The organism is Halobacillus dabanensis, from assembly GCF_900114165.1.
GTDB classification, from domain to species: Bacteria; Bacillota; Bacilli; order Bacillales; family Halobacillaceae; genus Halobacillus; species Halobacillus dabanensis.
The window spans coordinates 17569-38198 of the sequence record NZ_FOSB01000018.1; the positions used below are offsets into that span (position 1 = coordinate 17569).

The 20630-nt window shown below is 41.9% G+C and carries 15 protein-coding genes, 2 pseudogenes and 1 riboswitch; of the genes and pseudogenes, 12 read left to right on the top strand and 5 right to left on the bottom strand.

Features of this window, described 5'->3' with window-relative positions; genetic code table 11:
• Window positions 1-187 precede the first annotated feature (187 nt).
• Together BMZ58_RS19895 and BMZ58_RS19900 are read left to right on the top strand one after the other, a co-directional pair.
• On the top strand, window positions 188-385 hold the full coding sequence (locus BMZ58_RS19895) for an SE1561 family protein (RefSeq protein WP_075038272.1): 198 nt from the start codon (window positions 188-190) through the stop codon (window positions 383-385).
• Window positions 386-535: 150 nt separating this feature from the next.
• A complete protein-coding gene (locus tag BMZ58_RS19900; RefSeq protein ID WP_075038273.1) occupies window positions 536-985 on the top strand; it encodes an OsmC family protein in 450 nt (149 codons plus the stop codon).
• A 244-nt stretch (window positions 986-1229) separates the two neighbouring features.
• Here the strand turns inward: BMZ58_RS19900 and BMZ58_RS19905 are convergent, their stop codons facing one another.
• On the bottom strand, window positions 1230-2891 hold the full coding sequence (locus BMZ58_RS19905) for a glycoside hydrolase family 13 protein (RefSeq protein ID WP_075038274.1): 1662 nt from the start codon (window positions 2889-2891) through the stop codon (window positions 1230-1232).
• A 306-nt stretch (window positions 2892-3197) separates the two neighbouring features.
• Window positions 3198-3346, top strand: a riboswitch (FMN riboswitch).
• 203 nt (window positions 3347-3549) lie between these two features.
• On the opposite strand from BMZ58_RS19905, the gene ribD reads away from it, so the two are divergent.
• The 7 genes and pseudogenes from ribD to BMZ58_RS19940 all read left to right on the top strand — a co-directional run bounded on the left by ribD (window position 3550) and on the right by BMZ58_RS19940 (window position 11008).
• Entirely contained in the window at window positions 3550-4647 is a 1098-nt protein-coding gene (gene ribD / locus BMZ58_RS19910) for a bifunctional diaminohydroxyphosphoribosylaminopyrimidine deaminase/5-amino-6-(5-phosphoribosylamino)uracil reductase RibD (RefSeq protein WP_075038275.1), read from the top strand.
• Entirely contained in the window at window positions 4647-5297 is a 651-nt protein-coding gene (gene ribE / locus BMZ58_RS19915; protein WP_075038276.1) for a riboflavin synthase, read from the top strand. Before ribD ends, ribE begins: the two co-directional genes overlap by 1 nt.
• A gap of 12 nt (window positions 5298-5309) precedes the next feature.
• Window positions 5310-6503 (top strand): bifunctional 3,4-dihydroxy-2-butanone-4-phosphate synthase/GTP cyclohydrolase II, encoded by a 1194-nt coding sequence (locus BMZ58_RS19920; RefSeq protein WP_075038277.1) that lies wholly within the window; start codon window positions 5310-5312, stop codon window positions 6501-6503.
• Window positions 6504-6519: 16 nt separating this feature from the next.
• Window positions 6520-6987 (top strand): 6,7-dimethyl-8-ribityllumazine synthase, encoded by a 468-nt coding sequence (gene ribH / locus BMZ58_RS19925; RefSeq protein ID WP_075038278.1) that lies wholly within the window; start codon window positions 6520-6522, stop codon window positions 6985-6987.
• A 290-nt stretch (window positions 6988-7277) separates the two neighbouring features.
• Window positions 7278-8520: pseudogene (locus BMZ58_RS19930) on the top strand (aminopeptidase).
• 588 nt (window positions 8521-9108) lie between these two features.
• Window positions 9109-10125, top strand: coding sequence for an acyltransferase family protein (locus tag BMZ58_RS19935; protein ID WP_075038279.1), 1017 nt, complete (start codon window positions 9109-9111; stop codon window positions 10123-10125).
• A 217-nt stretch (window positions 10126-10342) separates the two neighbouring features.
• Complete coding sequence (locus BMZ58_RS19940) at window positions 10343-11008, top strand: type 1 glutamine amidotransferase domain-containing protein (protein WP_075038280.1); 666 nt, start codon at window positions 10343-10345, stop codon at window positions 11006-11008.
• A gap of 411 nt (window positions 11009-11419) precedes the next feature.
• Here the strand turns inward: BMZ58_RS19940 and BMZ58_RS19945 are convergent, their stop codons facing one another.
• A complete protein-coding gene (locus BMZ58_RS19945) occupies window positions 11420-12772 on the bottom strand; it encodes a YjiH family protein (RefSeq protein WP_075038281.1) in 1353 nt (450 codons plus the stop codon).
• Window positions 12773-12964: 192 nt separating this feature from the next.
• Here BMZ58_RS19945 and BMZ58_RS19950 point away from each other — a divergent pair.
• A pseudogene (locus BMZ58_RS19950) lies at window positions 12965-13932 on the top strand (YbgA family protein).
• Window position 13933: 1 nt separating this feature from the next.
• On the opposite strand, the gene BMZ58_RS19955 reads toward BMZ58_RS19950, so the two are convergent.
• From BMZ58_RS19955 to BMZ58_RS19965, 3 genes are all read right to left on the bottom strand, one after another.
• On the bottom strand, window positions 13934-14806 hold the full coding sequence (locus BMZ58_RS19955) for a fructosamine kinase family protein (RefSeq protein WP_075038282.1): 873 nt from the start codon (window positions 14804-14806) through the stop codon (window positions 13934-13936).
• Between the two features lie 12 nt (window positions 14807-14818).
• The gene (locus tag BMZ58_RS19960; RefSeq protein ID WP_075038283.1) at window positions 14819-15718 is read right to left on the bottom strand and encodes a GNAT family N-acetyltransferase; all 900 of its coding nucleotides are present in this window, start codon (window positions 15716-15718) and stop codon (window positions 14819-14821) included.
• Between the two features lie 138 nt (window positions 15719-15856).
• Window positions 15857-17971, bottom strand: a complete 2115-nt coding sequence (locus BMZ58_RS19965; protein ID WP_075038284.1) for a M6 family metallopeptidase — start codon at window positions 17969-17971, stop codon at window positions 15857-15859.
• A gap of 226 nt (window positions 17972-18197) precedes the next feature.
• On the opposite strand from BMZ58_RS19965, the gene BMZ58_RS19970 reads away from it, so the two are divergent.
• Both BMZ58_RS19970 and BMZ58_RS19975 read left to right on the top strand, forming a co-directional pair.
• A complete protein-coding gene (locus BMZ58_RS19970; RefSeq protein ID WP_075038285.1) occupies window positions 18198-19862 on the top strand; it encodes an ABC1 kinase family protein in 1665 nt (554 codons plus the stop codon).
• The gene (locus BMZ58_RS19975) at window positions 19859-20170 is read left to right on the top strand and encodes a phasin family protein (RefSeq protein WP_075038286.1); all 312 of its coding nucleotides are present in this window, start codon (window positions 19859-19861) and stop codon (window positions 20168-20170) included. The genes BMZ58_RS19970 and BMZ58_RS19975 overlap by 4 nt, the downstream gene beginning before the upstream one ends.
• Window positions 20171-20630 lie beyond the last annotated feature (460 nt).

Genomic DNA, 20630 nt, shown 5'->3' on the forward strand with positions numbered 1-20630 from the left:
AGGAGGAAGCTGGGGGATAGGATATCCTCCAGCTTTTTGGTTCGTTCCTTTCTGTGCCAAGAATTACAAGCTTCCCTCTTACACATGTGGGTGAACAAGACACCTGCGTTTTATATGCAGAATATTTTACATTCCATAGGATGCAGGTAAGATAAAAGTAGGGAGCATGAATAAGGAGGGGTTATAAATGGGAAAAGCAGCTCAACATCCTTCCCAACAATTTCAATATATAAAAAATAGAATCCAAATGCTTCATCAGGTAGTATCTTCGATGGATGAAGAAGATGTAGACCTTAATGATTTCAACCGTGTCCTTGAGATGATTGAAAAACTGCAAGTGAAAATGGCCCGGTTCAAAAAAGATTGGGATCAAGAGGATTCCTAAAATTAGGATCGAGTCAAAGACGTTCAATAACGGGATGTTTCAGTTAATGAATTTGCTGGTTATACAAGGAAGCATACGTTTATCCGGGAAAACAACGGTGGGAATATTGAATTTGCGGCAAGGGTAAAATAACGAGAAAGGAGTTTGGACATGTCTTTACACCATTTTCATTTGAAAGCAGACTGGCCTGGCGGTAGAAATGAAGTCGGTTATATCGAGTCAGATAAGTTGAAAACGGAAATATCAATCCCAAAAGAAATGGCAGGACCTGATGTAGGCACAAATCCTGATGAAATGCTGTTAGGAGCAGCAGCAACCTGTTACATAATAAGTCTTGCAGCTATGATTGAGCGAGCAGGGCTTCCTTTGAAAGAAATGGATATGCAATCAGAGGGGATCGTAGATGTCACAGATGGTGTCTTCACCTATAAAAAAATCATTCACCGTCCACGTGTAGTTTTAACTGTTGAAGCAGGGGAAAGGGATCTTAGCAAGTTGAATCGCCTTGTAGAAAAAGCTGAAAAAAGTTGCATGATCTCAAAAGCTATCGGGGGAAATGTAGAAATCGAGATGCAAGCGGACACATATATCGGAGAATGACGAAAAGGTCTGGCTACCACGCTGGGAGCCAGACCTTTAATCATGTGAAAGAGAATCTTTTTACAGAAAGGTATAGCTTCTGCTCAAGAGCCATCATCCTTGAAGCAATTCGTCTAACAGGAAGCGGGGCCGTTCGGTGTTACAACAGGCCGCTTCGAACTAACCGAACTTCTTTTTTCATCATTGCAGACCAAAAACGTCACGATGAATCTTGTTTTAAGCAAATATGCTTGCGCTTTTAAAATTAACTGTTTATTAGATACACTCTTGCTTCAAACGGTTTAAGCGGAAAGTGCTTCCCTTGTTCGTGTGGATCAACAATAATGTTAGAAAGGATCAAATCTTCGGTGCTTATAGCATAGGAAGACTCGAAACTTGCCGTTTTATTAGTCAAATTAGTGATGACAATGGCTGTTTTTTCACCCATTGTGCGAGTGTATGCATAAACTTGTGGATTATCTTCTGAAACCAACTGATAGGTGCCGTATGTGAAAAGACCATATTTCTTTTTCAAACGGATCATGTCTTTATAATAGTTCAAAATGGAATGGGGGTCGCCGTCTTGTTGTGCAACATTGATCTCTTTATAATTCGGATTGATTTTCATCCATGGAGATCCCGTTGTAAAACCTGCATTTTCCTTACTACTCCATTGCATTGGAGTTCGGCTGTTATCGCGTGATGTATTCCAAAGGATTTCCATGATTTCACTGTGAGATAACCCATGTTCTTTTTTCGCCTTATAAAGGTTCTTCGCAGCAACATCATCATAATCTTCAATCGAAGGAAAAGCCACATTCGTCATTCCGATTTCCTGTCCCTGATATATGAAAGGAGTCCCTTGCATAAAGAAATACATTGTGCCGATGGACGTTGCACTCTCCCGCCAAAATATTTGGTCATCTCCCCATGTAGACACGACTCTTGCTTTATCATGGTTCTCAACGAACAAGGCGTTCCATCCATCACCTTCTAAAGCTTTTTGCCAGCGAGTCAGTACTTTTTTCAATCCCAGGATATCCAGTTGTTGTTCGGCTTTTTGATCCCAAAGATCCAAGTGTTCAAATTGGAAAATCATATCCATCTTCCCATTGTCACCTACCCATAAATCTGCCTCATCTGCACGGACACCATTCGCTTCTCCCACCGTCATTACATCATAATTATCATACGTTTTCTCTTTAAACTCTTGGAGGAATTCATGGATGCCCTGTTGGTTCATGTGCATATCAAAAGAGGACACATATTTTTCTTTGTTAGGGTTCGGCATATTAGGGAATCCTGGACGTTTTTTGATGTGACTGATAGCGTCAATCCGAAAACCGTCGATGCCTTTCTCCAACCACCAGTTGACCGTGTCATACAAAGCGTTACGGACCTCGGGGTTTTCCCAGTTCAAATCCGGTTGTTTGGTAGAGAAGACGTGAAGGTAATATTGTTCGGTTTTCTCGTCGTATTCCCAGGCAGATCCCTCAAAAATACTCTCCCAGTTATTTGGTTCGCCTCCGTTTTTGCCATCACGCCAAATGTACCAATCACGTTTAGGGTTGTCCTTAGAACTTCTTGATTCTATGAACCAGGGATGCTCATCACTGGTATGGTTGAGAACTAAATCAATAATCAATCTCATACCACGCTTATGGACTTCTTTTAACAACTGATCGAAGTCGTCCATTGTCCCGAATTCCTCTAAAATATCTTGATAATCGGAGATGTCATATCCATTGTCATCTTTAGGGGATTTATACATGGGGCAGATCCAAATAAAATCAATGCCCATATCCTCCAAGTAATCCAGTCGATCGATCATTCCTTGTAAATCCCCGATTCCATCTCCATTTGAATCCTGAAAACTTCTCGGGTAAACCTGGTATCCAACAGCTTCTTTCCACCATACACGCTCCATAAAAAATCCCTCTCTTTCCTTATTGTTTTTTTTGGCATACATAAATCCATGGTTATGCAATCGATTGCATAACCACTTGAAAAATATAGCTGTTTATCATTTAATCATGTGTATTTATTCTAGAAGTTGTTTATACGACAGTATCCGTCATTTTATGCAAACGTTTTCCTTATGTAATTTTATGTTAGCTGATGTGATGTTTTTTTACAATAGGTAGATAGGTGAAAAAATAAAAGGAGCAGTTCATTTAAATTGCACTTCTTGCTTATTTGTTTTATATTAAATATGTAAGAATCCAATTCAATATCGAACCTTCGGGGTCGGGTGAAAATCCCAGCCGGCGGTAAGGAGTTATACTCCGAGCCCGCGACGGAGAATCAGTGTTAAGCACGGTTTTCCCTGATTTGGTGTAAGTCCAAAGCCGACAGTCAAAGTCTGGATGGGAGAAGGTTGTAGAAGCGTAAAAGGTACTAATCTTCATTGATACGTGTACCCTTATTTGGTGTATGCGATTTTTTACGTCATGACCCTGGGGAAGTCTGTCTTCTTCAGGGTTTTTATTTTTTCTAAACCTTTCCAAAAAGGATGTTGTAACAAAGAAATAAAACCGAGCTCCATAATCTTTAGGGAGACAGTGTTTGAAAAAGGTGGGAAAGACATGAACCGGGATCAAGTTTATATGGGTATGGCGATCCGAATGGCACGGGAAACAGTAGGGCAGACAAGTCCGAATCCTTCTGTTGCGGCCGTTGTCGTCAAAGAGAACCAAGTCGTAGGCATCGGGGTTCATGTAAAGGCAGGAGAACCACATGCAGAAGTTCATGCACTAAGGATGGCTGGGGATAAGGCGCAAGGCGCTGATATATACGTTACTCTGGAACCTTGCAGTCATTACGGGCAAACGCCTCCTTGTGCGGAAGCGGTTGTTGAAGCCGGCATCCGTCGTGTAGTAATTGCTTCCAGTGACCCGAACCCTAAAGTTTCAGGAAGAGGCATCCGTATGATGACGGAGAAAGGTTTGGAAGTGAAAACTGGTGTACTTAAGGAAGAAGCGGATGAATTGAACCGATCGTTTTTTCATTTCATTCAGACTCATATGCCATATGTCCGATTGAAGTCTGCGATGAGCTTAGATGGAAAAATTGCCACCTCGACTGGTGAGAGTCAATGGATTACAGGAGAAGAAGCTCGCTTGGACGGTCACCATTATCGCCATCAATCGGATGCGATTCTCGTAGGAATCAACACGGTCCTCATGGATAACCCTAAGTTGACGACAAGGATTCCCGGAGAGGGTGAAAATCCCATTCGTATCGTTCTCGACACCCATCTCAGAATGCCGCCTTCCTCTCAGTTAATTCGCGATTCTCAAGCCCCGACATGGATTTTTGTAGGAAATAACGTAACAGAGGAAGAATTGCAACAGTTCAGAAATGATTCTCATGTCCGTGTCATTCCCGTGTCTAGTGAAGAAGTGAAAGTAGAGGAAGTCCTGCGTTATCTGGGAGAGCACAAAGTCACCTCCCTATTAGTTGAAGGAGGAGCTACCATAGCAGACGCTTTTGTCCGCGCCGATCTAGTGGATGAAACCATCACTTATATAGCACCAAAACTAATCGGTGGAAAAGAGGCACTGACCCCGGTGGCGGGTAAAGGAATCGAACAATTGAAAAATGTCCGGTCTTTGGAAGTTGTCTCCACAGAGATGATAGGACAGGATATAAAAATTGTTTCCGTAAGAAAAGGGGAATCTTAATGTTTACAGGGATAGTAGAGGAAATCGGAACACTTAAGTCTGTAAAAAACAAAACAGAAGCACTGGAAGTGAGTATCACTGCCAAAGATATCTTAAAAGATGTGAAACTTGGAGATAGTATTTCAATCAACGGTGTTTGTTTAACTGTAACCGATTTTACAGAAAGTGCTGTGTCGTTCGATGTCATGCCTGAGACTTATCGTGCAACGAACATTCATGAATTGAAGCAAGGCGACCCCGTAAATTTAGAACGAGCAATGGCTGCAGGCGGTCGTTTCGGTGGCCACCTCGTTTCTGGACATATTGATGGTATTGGGAAGATTGTTTCCAAGCGGCCAGAATCCAATGCAGTTTATTATGAAATCGCCTTACCACAAGAACTAATTCATTATTTTGTTTATAAAGGGTCTATTGCTGTAGATGGAACGTCCTTGACTGTGTTTGGTGTAGAGGATGATAAAGTGACGATTTCTCTTATTCCACATACGATGGAACACACGGTACTCGGAGGAAAAGGTCCTGGTGATCGAGTGAATATCGAGTGCGATATGATCGGGAAATATGTCGCCCATTTCTTAAATGGTCAAAAAAAAGAAGAGCCGAAGTCAGCACTGTCTAAACAGTTCCTTTCTGACAACGGCTTTGCATAAGAGGGTGAGTGTATGTTTGATTCTATTGAGAAAGCTATTGAAGATTTGAAACAAGGAAAACTTGTCATTGTATGTGATGATGAAGACCGTGAAAATGAAGGGGATTTAGTGGGTATTGCGGAGTATGCATCTCCCGAGATGATCAACTTCATGATTAAATATGGACGCGGTCTTGTATGTACACCAATATCGGATGATTTGGCAAAAGACCTTGAGCTTATGCCAATGGTGGATAACAATTCAGACCCAAACCAAACGGCCTTTACTGTAAGTATCGATCATAAAGATACGACAACAGGAATTTCAGCAGATGAGCGTGCTTTGACAATCAAGGAGATGCTTAATCCTGAATCAACTGCTGCTGACTTTCAAAAGCCCGGCCACATTTTCCCGCTGATTGCAAAAGAAGGCGGCGTGCTTAGACGTGCAGGTCATACGGAAGCTTCTGTCGATCTTGCACAACTTGCAGGTGCGCGTCCTGCCGGGGTTATCTGTGAGATTATCAAAGATGACGGTACAATGGCACGTGTTCCTGATCTAAGAGAAATGGCGGATGAATTTGATATCCCGATGATTACGATTGCCGATCTCATTCAATATCGCCATAATAAAGAAAACCATGTCAAACGGGAAGTAGAAGTGAAAATGCCAACAGAGTACGGGGACTTCCGAGCTGTCGCTTTTACCAATGACATTGATTATAAAGATCACATTGCTCTAGTGAAAGGAGAAATAAACCCGGATGAGCCAACGCTCGTACGCGTTCATTCTGAGTGCCTAACAGGAGATGTCTTTGGTTCCTATCGCTGCGATTGTGGCCCCCAGTTGCACAACGCGCTAAGACAGATCTCTGAAAATGGAAGCGGGGTCCTTTTGTATATGAGGCAAGAAGGGCGGGGCATCGGTTTATTGAATAAGCTACAGGCCTACAAGCTTCAAGAAGAAGGACTTGATACAGTAGAAGCGAACGAAAAACTAGGCTTCGGTCCTGACCTTCGAGATTATGGAGTAGGAGCTCAAATTCTTAAAGACTTAGGTGTCACAAAACTTCGCTTGCTGACAAACAATCCAAAGAAAATCTCAGGGTTGGGCGGCTTCGGGCTGGAAGTTGTCGAGCGTGTGGCAATCCAAATGGAATCGAGAAAAGAAAATGAATTGTATTTAAAAACAAAGCAATCCAAAATGGGACACTTATTCCACTACTAGAAAGGAAGTCGTACAAATGGTCAAAACAATAGAAGGAAATCTTGTCGGAACAGGATTGAAAGTAGGGATCGTCGTCGGTCGATTCAATGATTTCATTACAGGAAAGTTATATGAAGGGGCTGTAGATGCTTTCAAACGCCACGGTGTTGAAGTGAATGACGTGGAAGTCGCTTATGTGCCAGGCGCTTTTGAAATCCCTCTAGTAGCTGGTAAAATGGCGAACTCAGGAAAATACGATGCAGTCGTCACACTTGGAGCTGTTATTCGTGGGTCTACTCCACACTTTGATTATGTGTGTAACGAAGCAGCAAAAGGTGTTTCTCAAGCATCTCAACAAAGCGGTATTCCTGTCATTTTTGGCGTCATTACTACAGATACGATTGAACAGGCGATTGAACGCGCAGGAACAAAAGCAGGAAACAAAGGCTGGGAGGCAGCAACAGCTGCAATCGAAATGGCTACACTATTGAAAAACTTTGAATAATAAGCTGAACTGACCAGTATACCCTGGTCAGTTTTTTTATTAGATAATACTAAAATGGATCTCAAGCGAGTCGGCATCCGTATAGAGGATGCCGACTCGAGCGAAAAAAGCCTGTCTTTGTGCATAACTCAAATCCAAACGTTTATGTCCTCAAGGATAAAGGAAGGATAAAGGGGAGCAATGACGAAAAAAGCTGAATAGTTGAGGCAGTTGAAGGAATGCTTCATTGGAGAAACATTAACTAATTATGGAATAATAGAGTAGAAGAAATGGTGTGGGAGGGATTTATGATGAATAAGTTACAAAAACAATTAGAAAAGTATGCAGATCTAGCCTTAAATAAAGGGGTGAATCTGCAAAGAGGACAAGGGCTGATTATTAATGCACCGATTGAAGCGGCTGAGCTGGTTCGGGCTATATCTGCAAAGGCGTATGGCAAGGGCGCGAAGAATGTTCATCTGGAATGGAATGATGAACATTCTCAGCTATATGAAAATGAAAAATGCACCACTGGAAGTGCTGGAAAATTTCCCGAAATGGAAAGCGGAAGGTCTTGAAGAAATGGTCTCAGATGGATATGCCCTATTATCCATTTATGGTCCGAATCCAGACTTGTTTAAAGGGTTGGACTCAGAACGGATAGCTAAAGCAAACAAAGCAAGTGCAGAAGCATTATCAAACTATCGAGACTATATTATGAATGATAAAACAACATGGTCGATCATTGCGTATCCACAACAAGCGTGGGCACAGAAAGTTTTCCCTGATTCTTCTCCTGAAAAAGCACAGGAAAAGTTGTGGGAGCAAATTTTCCATATCACGAGAATCGACCAGGAAGACCCTATCAAAGCATGGGAAGAGCATAACGAAAAGTTACGTAAGGCCAGAGAGTACCTGAACAAGAAACAATACAAAAAGTTACACTATAAAGCGCCTGGAACAGAGTTGTCGATTGAACTGGTACAAAACCATATATGGCATGGAGGCTCCACCACATCGGAAAAGGGCACGGAGTTCAATCCGAATATACCGACAGAAGAAGTGTTCACAATGCCGCACAAAACAGGTGTCCAAGGGAAAGTCACAAGCACGAAACCGCTGAATTACGCGGGGAACTTGATAGAAAACTTTACTTTAACTTTTGAAAATGGAAAAGTCGTTGATTATTCTGCTGAATCAGGAGAAGAGACGCTCAAGCACCTGTTAGAAAGTGATGACGGTGCTAAACGTCTAGGTGAGGTGGCGATTGTTCCGAATGAATCACCGATTTCGCAATCCGGACACATCTTCTACAATACTCTTTATGATGAAAATGCTTCCTGTCACCTTGCGTTAGGAAAAGCCTATCCGACGAATGTCAGAGGGGGATCTTCGTTCAATAAAGAACAGATGGATTCTCATGGGGTTAATGACAGTCTTGTACATGAAGACTTTATGATGGGATCTGCTGAACTTGATATTGATGGAGAAACAAAAGAGGGCGAGTATGAACCGATTTTCCGTAACGGTACATGGGCCATCGACTTTGAATAACCATCACAAGACACCCTGAACAAGGGTGTCTCTTTTTTATTAAAGATCTCAGCTTTATTCAACAATATGGCAGTATTCTCGAAGACTCGATTTCGAGACTTTTATTGGGAATAAGGGTCGGTGGGGGATAAGTCGCTTTACGCGAAGAGCGAAGCGATTCGATGTTGACTTATCGTACAGAAGCGAGGGAAGTCTCACTAGCCTCTAGGTACTGGAGCTGTATAGCACTCGTACTGTTTAAGATTTCAGAAAAAGATTTAATCTCAAATGGTTTAACAATTGGGATCTGCGGGACAGGTGAGACTCCGCAGAGCTCGAGGAGGCTCAGCGGCCGCCCCACGGAAAGTGTTCAAATGCGGAATCGCCCTGGGCGATGGAACTGGACGAACCTTTTCTCGCAGCCCCAAACTCTCATTAAAGTCTCGAAACTGAGTCTTCAAGATTTGGGAGGTTTAATGGAATAACATGGTAGGTTAAAATGTAACAGTGCGGTTACAGTGTAGTTAAAAATTGATGAATCAGTCTTAAAAAGCAGCGAAATGTGATAAATAAGGAGTAGAGGAATTCCAATGAAAAGGATGAGACCAAATGAAGCGTGATGCTTTTTTCGATAACGCAAAAATTTTATTGATCTTTCTCGTTGTTTTCGGCCACATGATCCAACCTTTCACAGACGGATCAAGGCCTATGTACACGTTATATACATGGATTTATACATTTCACATGCCAGCATTCATATTTCTTGCTGGTTTCTTTGCAAAAGGATCCGGAGAAAAAGATTACATTTTTCAACTTGCAAAAAAACTGATACTTCCTTACCTTATCTTCCAACTCGTTTATACGGGGTATTACTTCTTTATAGGTAAAGATGAGGGCCTGAATGGAATTTTCTATCCGCACTGGTCCCTATGGTTTTTATTCAGCCTTTTCTGCTGGCACATTTTGCTCTATTGGTTCAAAAAGATTCCACCACTGCTTGGTTTAATGATTGCATTGCAAATTGGTGTGTTGGTCGGATATTTCAGTGGTATTGGCCACCATTTCAGTTTATCTCGTACATTTGTATTTTTCCCTTTCTTCCTGGCGGGATACTGGCTGACAAAAGAGCAAGTCCACAAATGGCGGACTCGGCGTGTAAAAGAGTTCAGTCTCGTTTTTATGGCTGGGGTGGCCGCAGTGATTGCACTATTTCCAGAATTCAGTTCCGGTTGGTTGTTGGGATCTAAATCCTACACTGACCTTGGTAGTGCAGAGATGGGTGGCCTATTCCGTTTAGGAGTTTATGTGCTTGCCGCTATGATGACAATAAGTGTTCTTTCCTGGATTCCTAATAAGCAGTTTAAGTTCACTTACTTGGGTGGAAAAACATTGTACGTCTACCTATTGCATGGATTCTTCATCCAATTTTTCCGTCAGGCTGGTTGGTTCAAAGTCGATCATATCTTTGATGTGTTAGGGCTTGCGATCATTTCCGCTTCTATTGTTTATGTACTATCCAGCAGTATGATTCGAACGCTTACACAGCCATTTATCGAAGGCCGGGTTCAATTAATGAAAAAGTGGTGGCACAGGATGAACGATAAAGATTCAACGTTTCAGCCGTAAAAATCACTTCCCCCTTTATAGAAAGGTTTTCTATAAAGGGGGTTTTTAAAAATCCCTAGCAATCGACATTTCGGAAAGAGTGAGATATATAGTGCGATAAGAGAAGGCCTTCGTTGATCCAACAAGTTCGCTGGAAGAAGACCTGTATGTTCTTGTGGTTTGAAATGGCTTCACTTGGTGAATAATAGGAGTGACATTCCTAAGGAGGTTGGTTCGTATGGATAAGAAAATTTTAATGATAGTAACGAGTGCCGACCAAATGGGCGGAGAGCATGACACAGGTTTATGGTTGCAAGAGTTCGTTGAGCCTTCTACGGAATTTAGAGAGGCTGGATATGAAGTCGTCGCAGCAAGTCCTAAAGGTGGTAGAGCGCCTATTGATCCAAATAGCTACAGCAATGAGCTGCCGAGAGTGTGGGACGGCGTCATGGAGCCGATTCATGATATGGTTCCACTATCAGAAGTAGATCCGACAACGTATGCTGGAATCTTCCTTTGTGGTGGTCATGGAACAATGGTTGATTTTCCTGAAAATAAACAACTGGAGGAATTACTAAGGCATTTTCTTACGGAACAAAAAGTCATTGGTTCCGTTTGTCATGGTCCTGCAGGGTTTATCGGAGTAAAGGATCACAATGGTCGTCCACTTGTTGAAGGCAAGAAGATCACTGGATTCACCAATGAAGAAGAAGATCAGACAGGCTTAACTTCTGCCGTGCCTTTCCTGCTTGAGGATAAATTGAAGGAAGATGGTGCAGAATTTGATTCAGGGGAAGCCTACAAAGATCATGTAGTGGTCGATGATCCATTCGTAACCGGACAGAATCCACAATCGAGTTTAAGTACTGCACAAAAAATGCTTGAGTTACTAAAAAACCGCTAAGCCCGCCCGGCTCAGCGGTTTTTCAATTATTCAACAAGATGGCAGTATTCTTAAAAACTCGGTTCCGAGATATTGTGAGTGCTTTTAGGGGTTACAGGAAGTGGTGTCCAGTTCCATCGCCCAGACACTCGCATCATAAGCAGAACATCAAAGGAATGAAAAAGCCCATTCCGTTGATGTTCTGCTTATGCCAGTCGTCTCTCCCAGGTCGATTCCACATTTGAACACTTTCCATGGGGCGCGCGCTGAGCCTCCTCAGGCCCGAGGAGGCATGCCGTCTTCCCCGCGGAAAGCGAGTAGCTTTCAAGACCCCATCCGCACTTCCCCAGATGTCCCGAACGGAGTCTTCGAGATAAGAGCTTTTGTGGTATACAAAGGACCTTCCTTGGTTGGAAGGTCCTTTCATATTCATTAAAATAGTAAATGAGCGATTATAGTAATAACAGGCAAGGTGATGATCGTCCGAAGAAGGAAAATGATGAATAGATCCTTAATATTGACGGGAACCTTTGAGCCTAGTAATAGACCACCGACTTCAGACATGTAAATCAATTGTGTTACAGATAGAGATGCGATAATGAAACGAGTCATTTCACTTTCAATCGATGAACCGATAATCGCTGGTAAGAACATGTCCGCAAATCCGACTAGAATAGTTTCTGATGCTTCTTGGGCGTATGGTACTTGCATCAGCTCCAGTAATGGAATGAATGGCATACCTATCCAGGTGAAGAATGGTGTGAATTCAGCAATCACAAGTGCAATGGTGCCTAAGGCCATAACGATTGGTGCTACGCCCATCCACATGTCAAGAATGTTCTGACCACCTTGCTTGAAAAAGTTAGCGACTCCAGGAGAATTGCTCCCTTTTTCTACCGCTTTGGTGTAGCCGTATGTGATTAAGTTGTGCTGCTCAGGTACTTCTTCTTTTTGATCTGCAGGTTCTTCCGTGACGTACGTATCTGCTTTTTTAGAAAGAGGTGGGATCCTTGGCATAATTAAAGCGGCGATAAAGCCTGCAATAGCTACGGTAAGGTAAAATTGACCGAACATATCCCCGAGCCCTACTTCTTGAATGACGACAAGACTGAACGTGATTGATACTACGGAGAAGGTTGTCCCAATGACAGCCGCTTCTCGCTTCGTATAGTAACCTTCTTCATACTGCTTACTCGTAAGAAGGACGCCAATGGTTCCATCTCCTAACCAGGAGGCGAGAGAGTCGATGGATGAACGGCCTGGCAGACGGAATAGTGGACGCATAATTTTAGTTAAAATAACGCCAAATAGTTCTAGAAGTCCGTAATTTAATAGCAAAGGTAAAAATAACCCAGCAAATAAAAAAACGGCAAATAAGACATGAAGTAGGGAATCTAACAATAATCCCCCTGTGTTTTCACTGATAATGGCTTCTGGGCCGATTTGGAAATATACCATAATGGCAAAAATCATACCTAGTACACGAGTGATTACCCAAACAGGTGGGACATTAAATAATGATTGGAAAAAAGGATAATCTTTTAAGGAGTCTTTTCCTGCCATTTTTACTAATAACGTTCCAATAGCTGTAATCGTAATGATAATTGTCATGATTAATGACAAATAATCAGCTAAACCAGTTTCCACCCAACCGGCTAGGACAGCGATAGGAATTGTGATGGCACCATTTTCACCAAATATCGGAAACATAAATAAGAAAATTCCGATTAGCGATGGAATAATGAACTTGAGGTGTGATGATGCTCTGAAATCTTTAGCTTTCATCCGAAATCTCTCCTGACATCGTCTGTTTTATTTATGAAATACTGAGAATAAATATGCAACACTCTTTATTCTATTATGTTTCTCGACAAAAACCAACAGGAAATTTGTAGTGATAGTCGCAACAACGTTATAGGAACCAAAAGTAGGGAACTTTGCTAATATTCGATGTTGTAAAAAAAGGGGAGAATCCAATTGAGAAGTTTTCCTAAACCAAGAGTGGTCGTCAGTCGTTGCTTAGAGTTTTCGGAAGTTCGGTATATGGTGCCGTCATACCGGATAAGGCTGTTCAGCGTATGAGCCCTTTTGTTGAATTTATTCCTATCTGTCCAGAAGTTGAAATTGGCTTGGGAGTGCCTCGCGAAGTCATTCGAATTGTCGGTGGGGCAGAGGAACAGCTGGTCCAACCTAAGACCGGTGAAATTTTAACAGCATCCATGAATCAATTTTCAAAAGAATTTTTAAATCATTTACCAGATGTGGATGGCTTTTTGTTGAAAAATCGCCCACCTACATGTGGAATGCAAGATGTTAAGGTATATCAAAGTGCGGAACACTCTCAAGTTGTAGGGAAGACTTCAGGCTTTTTTGCAAAAGAAATCTTACGACATCATAGCGGGTTAGCAATTGAGGAAGAAGGGCGGTTAAAGAACTACACCCTTAGACATCATTTTTTGACAAAATTGTTCACATTAGCAGAGTTTCGCTACGTCAAGGAAGAGAGCACCGTGAAAGCCCTCCAAAAGTTTCATGCGGCTAATAAGTACTTGTTCATGGCTTACCATCCTGGAATATTGAAGGAAATGGGGCGCACTGTCGCAATTCATGGACATCTCCCATTTGATGAGATGATCAAGGAATATGAACCCTTACTTCATAATCTGATGTGTGGTCCGGCGAAGCCAGGTGCACATGTCAATGTCTGTCAGCATATTGCAGGATATTTTAAAAAGGAATTGTCTAAAGAAGAGAAGGATGGTTTTGCAATTTTATTAGAACAGTATAAAGAGGAGAAGGTTCCATTAAGTGCGGTCATTAGTGTGCTGAACAGTTGGGTGGCTCGTTTTCAGAGTGAGTATTTACAGAGTCAAACGTATTTTCAACCATATCCATTGGAGCTTGTGGAAATATCAGATTCAGGAAAAGGCCGGGCCTATTCCTGAACTATCCGATATAATGCTTGAGAATCCGATCCACAGGTGGTCCGTAAGACTCTCCGAAAATATTCAGATGGACAAGTAAATAAAAGAGCTGATAGACAGGTTTCGTATCTTCATAATTATCAGGAAGCGGGTGGTGAGTGTTGTATTCGTTGTAAAAGGCGTGCGGGAATCCGCCGAAAAGCTCAGTGAAAGCTAATTCAAATGCGTGGTCGCCATAAAGAATAGAAGGATCAATAAGTACTGGCGTCCCCTCCTGATCTAACATCCAATTTCCACCCCATAAATCACCATGCAGAAGGGAAGCTTTGGGTCGGGCAGGAATGAAATTGGTCAAACGTTTGATCAATTTTTCCAACCGCTCATGCCTTTGTCCGGTGATGGTTCCTCTGGAAATTCCGATTTCTAACTGCTTTTTTAAACGATAATGGCTATAATAGGAGGTCCATGTTGTACACCATTCATTAGGTTGATCCAGCTCGCCGACGAAGGTTGGCTTCCCGTAGCCGTATTTATTGGAAGTGTGGTTGTGCATCTCTGCTAATTGGCGGCCGAAGTTGGATGCAGATGCAGAAGAACCTGACCCTGGTTCGATCCATTCCATGGCAAGGGCTGCTTTTTCTCCTTGTTGAGGAATGTCATAATGGTAGACCTCCGGAACTTTAATGGCTCCTGTGTTTTGAATTAGTTTTAGACCTTCCGCTTCGACCTCGAAAAAGTGGGAAGCGACCTTTTCGTTACATTTAATAAAGTAAGAGCGCTTTTCTGTTTCTACATAGAATGATTGATTTATATCTCCGCCACTAACGGGAGTAAGCGATTGAACTCTAGACTCGTCTCCTTGCTTTACCAATGTTTCTCTAATGAATGCTTCCATTCAAACACCTCCTCAATGGATGTTGGTCGAAATAGGGGATGCAGGCTTCATTTCTTTTTGGTAGGCATGAATCGTATGAATCTCTCTGAAGCCGAACTGCTTGTAAAGGGATTCCGCCTGTTGATTTCCCGTCCTTACAGATATGGTGACCACATCTAATTCCAGTGCGAAAAAAGCATATTGCAAAGCATGGTGTATTAAGGTGGAACCTATGCCACTGCTTTGGTGATCTGTCGCTACATTTACAAAACAAATTTCTCCCTCATATTCAGGGATAATGGTTTCGAAATAAATATAACCATGGAGTTCCCCGTTTTGCTGGTACCCCCATAAGTGATTCCTCTCTTCATTGGAGAGGTGTAACATTTCTTTTGTTGTGTAGTAAGCGGCAGAAGGGTGGATGGCATCTAAAGCAGAGTAATCCTCATTATTGAGTTCTACAATCGAATTATTTTGTTCGTTCGAGGGGGCATAAATGGATTTATGCAAAGCTAAAGTCCGCTCCACATTATACAATTGAAACTTATGCCGGTCTGTAAAAGAGACAAGTGACTCATTTGCAGCAAAACACGCCACTTTTACAATTTCAAAATGGAGTTGCGCTGTTAAGGAGGCTTTGTCCCACAAACCTTCAATCACTTCTTCGTGATCCTTGATAGCGAAAGGGCCGAGCAAACGGCATAATTTTTGCTCGAAAAATGGAAGGAGGCCAAGAAATCCAATGATTTTTTCCCCTTCCCAGGCAACATAGGCAAGTGGCTCTTTGAATTGTGTCAATGTCCAAATTTGTTCGAAAATTTCGTTCGGATCAGAAGCCATCCATGCTACATAGTGATGGTCCTGTTCATTCATCTTGAACAACCATTCCGCGACATTATGTAACTCTTTTACTTCTAGTTCGCGAATATGCATAAACGACACTCCCTTCTATATTGAATTTTTACACAGTAGAGTATGCCAGCGCAACTATTCTGTTGGGGGAGGGTGTCATTATCTTTTTTCATAAATAAAACCAACCAAGCAATGCGCTTAGTTGGTTTCATTCCCTACTTAATTCTTTTTCTTTGGTCCTTTTTCTTTGTATTCCACTTTGTATTCGAAATCTACAGGGTTCAAGCTATCCTGCGGTGCGGCATAGTATGTGGTCATATATGTCTTACCAGGACGGAATACTTGCTGAAGCTCTAAAGCTTCTTCTTCTGTCACATTGAATGGATCGACTTCCACTACTTGATACTTCCCGTTTTTCTTTTCTTTAATAAACGTAACCCCATAGTTGACATAGTTTTTCAGTAGTTCAGCTTTAGACATGAACCCTTCTTTGGAATCTCCATCATAGCTTAATCCGATTTCAGGAATTTCAATGTTATCAATGAACCAGCCACTGTCATTGTATCCCCAGTCAGTCAGGTAACGGAAGGAGACATGGACTTTTTGACCAGCATAGTCAGAAAGATCAAAAGTTTCGTTTTGGAATTCGTCATAGTGGCCAGTGAATCCGGGAACATTCTCTTTAATTTTAGGGTACCCTTCTTCCACTACGTCTGATCGAGTATTCTCATTTTCCAGGGACGTCCATGTTTGTCCATTGTCTGTAGATACTTGGACAACACCAAAGTCCCACTCCTCTTCAATGTCAATATAGTTATCAAAGTTGAGGGTCGCTTCCTCCACATTTGTCAGGTCGGCTTCGAAGATTAGGTTATTATCTAATTCATGACCTTCTCCAGCCCAGAGGACTTGATTCTCGCTATTTAGTGGGCTTTCAACAGATTCCCATGTGTTATCTTCAAAGTCTACACCATTAAATTCAAAGGACTCTACTTTCTCTCCCGGTTGGAAATCAAACTCTTTGAAGTCTGTACCCCAGGCAGGGACACCGTCTTTTTCATAGTCTTTGGCTTTTTCAAAGTTTACAGTAGTTCCACGCTCATCGCCATCCTCACCAGGTAGACTGCGAAGGTCGATGTTTTCAAATCCATATTTACCGCCTTTGAACTTTGGATCATCTACGACTAAAGCTGTAGAGAAGTCCTGGTATACCTCATTGAATGTTACATTCAAGCCAAATTCTTTATAAGCATTTTCAAAGCTTTCGATACTGTTCAACTCATCTGTTGCAACAGAGCGAATGAACTCTTGTCCAAATCTTTCATAGTTATAAAGGGTGAACAATTGGACAAGACCGTAATCTGCAATTGTTTCAGGTCCCGTTTCTGCACCTACATGTTCGTCCCAATTTGTCAGGGAGTTCTCAGGATGGTCGAGTAAGAAGTTAATGGAACCTTCACTCAATCCGTAACCACCAAGGTATTCCGAAAATGTAGACATTCCTTCATTCAGCCAAGAAGTTTCATCTCCATCATTATCTGCGTGAATCAAGTGTTGCAGTTCATGAATAGTAGTTCCGAAAAAGGTGCTTTCCAAGCGTTCTTCCCAGTTGTTAGTATCGATTGTGATAATGTTACGGTCCATGTAGTTTTCTAATGTCTGCCAGAAGAACCCGGCTACAAAGAATGGATACTCCGGATCATTATAGTTTTCATCCTGGACGTTATCTACGAGAATGATGACTTTATCACCATCCCCTTTGTAATAGCCTTCAGGAACAATCCCCAGGTCTTCAAGCTGGGCATTCGTTCCATCTAAGGTCTCTGGAGTGCCGAAAAAGTCAGTCGCAACGGGATACATGTTGCTATCAAATTCTGCGGCCATTTTATCCACTTGTTCCTGCGTTACGACATGGGCTGCACGTGGGTCACCTTCCGGGAAAGATAGATCATTGGCCACCCAAATTTCTACATTTTCACCGACTGCTCTTTGGGTGAAGGCCTTGAATGATAAATTTCGGTCAAGGAATTGTTTTGTTCCACCGTCAAACGTAAAATTCTTATCGCTGTTTGCAGTGGAAGCAGAATTTTCTTCTCCATCAAAATTAATCTCAGAAGCATTCTCTTTAATCTTTTGTTTGGCTTCTTTCTGGAAGCTCTCATTCTCATCAAGAAGGTTTAATTCACCGTCAATATCGATTTTGTCTCCATAGCGTTCTACGTTCCAGCTTTCTTGTACTTTACTTGCACTTACATCAGTAATAGCTGCAGGTGACAATAATGATAGAGTCAGAGCTCCCGCAGATAGTAAAGCTGTCAGTTTTTTATTCTTCAAATTATGATCCCCCTAATGAAATATTTGTCAAATCCTCCACTATCAATTATGAAGAATATTCTGAAAAATAGAATAGTCTTTTTGTAATGAATTTCGTTACCCGAAATAGTGTTTTCGGGTAAAATATCATGGATAATTTTACCTGTATAGAAAGGTGTGAATTTTGATGATTGACGAGACTATGGGAAGGGAAGGATAAAATACAGAAGTCTGAAGGGGGAGGACCATGAGTCAACGTTTGAAATACATATCTATATATAGAATTTCAATCATTGTATGGATGTCTTTAAAGTTTTTGCTGCAAATTTTCTGGTTTAAAAAAAGGCACCGAATCTGGGATGAAAATACAAAAAGAAAATGGGAAGATATGCTGTCAAAGCAGGCGGAGGAGTATCGGAAAAAGGCTGTTTTGCTTGGGGGTCTTCTTATAAAATTCGGTCAGTTTCTCAGTTCACGAGGGGATCTGCTACCACAGTCCTTTATCAAAGAATTGGAAGGGCTAGTCGATCGGGTGGAGCCCGTTCCTTTCCATCGCTCCCGCCATACGATTGAAGAAGATTGGAACGCTCCTATCGATGAATATTTATCAAGTATTGAAGAAAATTCTATTGCTTCCGCTTCCATTGGAGAAGTCTACAAAGCCTATTTGAAAGATGGTACACCTGTAGCTGTAAAAGTGCAGCGGTACCGGGTGAGGGATACCTTCCGTATGGACTTCAAGGCATTGAGAATCGTTTTCTGGATGCTTGATCGTTTTACGTTTTATGGAAAGAAAGCTGATCTCCAAGCATTGTACCGAGAAGTGGTAAGAGTCATTAGTAATGAACTGGATTTCACAATGGAGTTGAAAAATGGGAATCATTTCAAAAAGAGGTTTTCAAATTTCCCTAATGTTTACATTCCAGACTATTATACAGATCTATCAACAAGGCGAGTCCTTGTTATGGAATGGATTGAAGGAACTAAAATAACGGACTTATCTTTTATTAAAAAACATAGAATCGACCGCGAAAAAATAGCCCGTACACTTTTTGACTTGTGTGTGGAACAATTTCTTGAAGCGGGGATGTTTCATTCCGACCCTCATTCGGGAAATTTGATGCTGAAAGAAGACGGAACTGTTGTCGTTATTGATTTTGGTATGGTCGGTGAAATTAAGAATGAAGATGCTAATTCTCTCCGGAAAATGATCCGGGGATTCATTCTTGATGATTATGATCGTGTCATAGAATCGTTACAGGAAATGGACTTTTTACTTCCAAATGCAGATACGGAAAAAGTGAAGAAATTAATGAAACAGACTACTGACATGTATTTGGATGGGAACTTTGACAAGTTAGATGCGCATATGATGAATGATATGCTTGGTGATTTACAAGAGTTCGTCAAAGAACAACCCATTCAATTACCAGCCGATTATGCATTCCTTGGCCGTGCGACATCCATTATTGTTGGTGTGTTAAGCACTGTCTACCCTCAAATTGATTTGATCCGCTGGGGTCGTCCAGTGATAAAAGAATGGATGTCAGGAGAAGATTCCAGTTACTCTTTGTATAAAGAAATTGCCAAAGAGACGGCCCGGCCATTCTTATCACTGCCTCGTGCCCTGGTCGAGTTTCTAGAAGACGGAGACAAGGAGAGAGAATGGAAGAGCTATCATCAAAAGAATCACCTGTTTCATCAGTATTACTTATTTTACACACTTCTCTCTGTGCTATTGACGGGGCTTGGGGCAGTAGCCCTTTTCTATACAATGATTGTCCCAGTACTACCTCACTTATGGATTGGCGGTGTACTGACAGGTATCGGGCTTACCGGCTTTCTTGTATGTTCATGGAACCATTTAAGGATGCTCAAACGAATTCATCATAACAGGAGGAATGAAGGATGAGTGATTTGTTGAAGAAAGGATTTCACTTAGGGTTAGGTGCTGCTATTAGTGGAAAAGAAAGATTTGAAAAAATGGTCAACGAGATGGTGAAGAGAGGAGAGATCAGCCCCTCTCAAGCGAAGGCTATGGTCAATAACTGGATGACCAATTGGATTGAAAAAGGAGAAAGTAAAGATAAAGAATGGAATGAGCAAGCTAAAGCTAAATACCAAGATCAGATGAAAGAGCTTGGCTTTGTGTCGAAAGAAGAGTACGAAAAACTTGAAGCTCGAGTACAAAGGCTGGAGAGCTTCCATAATCATCACTAAAACAAGGCCCGCTTCCTATTTGTTTGGATAGGAAGCGGCTTTTTTATTATTCATAAAAACGTTATTGCACTAAATGGCAGTATTCCGGAAGACTCGGTTTCGAGACTTTTATTGCGAATAAGGTCGGTGGGGGATAAGTCGCTTTCCGCGGGGAAGACGGCAAGCCTCCTCGGTCACTTCATGACCTGCGGGGTCTCGCCAGTCTATCCTTTCCCGCAGGAGTCTCCTCATCCCCCACCTCCCCTTGCCGTAAGAGTTACTCGAAATCGCCTAACAATAACCCTGCCATAAGTAGAGGGAGAATAGCACTTCAAGCTTGTGATTACCGCATTTTCAATTACATCATGCTGCTTCCTTTACTTGAAGAAGGTTTCGAGATATTTATCATGGAAAGGGGCGGAGGGAAACGGTGAGACTCCTGTGGGATCTGCGGGACAGGTGAGACCCCGCAGAGCTTTAG

What these genes read in the sequence shown, in the direction of transcription:
- ribH (WP_075038278.1), top strand. Translation starts at nt 6,520, where the DNA reads ATGGTCAAAACAATAGAAGGAAATCTTGTCGGAACAGGATTGAAAGTA.
- BMZ58_RS19900 (WP_075038273.1), top strand. Translation starts at nt 536, where the DNA reads ATGTCTTTACACCATTTTCATTTGAAAGCAGACTGGCCTGGCGGTAGA.
- BMZ58_RS19955 (WP_075038282.1), bottom strand. Translation starts at nt 14,806, where the DNA reads ATGGAAGCATTCATTAGAGAAACATTGGTAAAGCAAGGAGACGAGTCT.
- BMZ58_RS19920 (WP_075038277.1), top strand. Translation starts at nt 5,310, where the DNA reads ATGTTTGATTCTATTGAGAAAGCTATTGAAGATTTGAAACAAGGAAAA.
- ribD (WP_075038275.1), top strand. Translation starts at nt 3,550, where the DNA reads ATGAACCGGGATCAAGTTTATATGGGTATGGCGATCCGAATGGCACGG.
- BMZ58_RS19940 (WP_075038280.1), top strand. Translation starts at nt 10,343, where the DNA reads ATGGATAAGAAAATTTTAATGATAGTAACGAGTGCCGACCAAATGGGC.
- BMZ58_RS19975 (WP_075038286.1), top strand. Translation starts at nt 19,859, where the DNA reads ATGAGTGATTTGTTGAAGAAAGGATTTCACTTAGGGTTAGGTGCTGCT.
- BMZ58_RS19905 (WP_075038274.1), bottom strand. Translation starts at nt 2,891, where the DNA reads ATGGAGCGTGTATGGTGGAAAGAAGCTGTTGGATACCAGGTTTACCCG.
- ribE (WP_075038276.1), top strand. Translation starts at nt 4,647, where the DNA reads ATGTTTACAGGGATAGTAGAGGAAATCGGAACACTTAAGTCTGTAAAA.
- BMZ58_RS19935 (WP_075038279.1), top strand. Translation starts at nt 9,109, where the DNA reads ATGAAGCGTGATGCTTTTTTCGATAACGCAAAAATTTTATTGATCTTT.
- BMZ58_RS19895 (WP_075038272.1), top strand. Translation starts at nt 188, where the DNA reads ATGGGAAAAGCAGCTCAACATCCTTCCCAACAATTTCAATATATAAAA.
- BMZ58_RS19945 (WP_075038281.1), bottom strand. Translation starts at nt 12,772, where the DNA reads ATGAAAGCTAAAGATTTCAGAGCATCATCACACCTCAAGTTCATTATT.
- BMZ58_RS19960 (WP_075038283.1), bottom strand. Translation starts at nt 15,718, where the DNA reads ATGCATATTCGCGAACTAGAAGTAAAAGAGTTACATAATGTCGCGGAA.
- BMZ58_RS19970 (WP_075038285.1), top strand. Translation starts at nt 18,198, where the DNA reads ATGAGTCAACGTTTGAAATACATATCTATATATAGAATTTCAATCATT.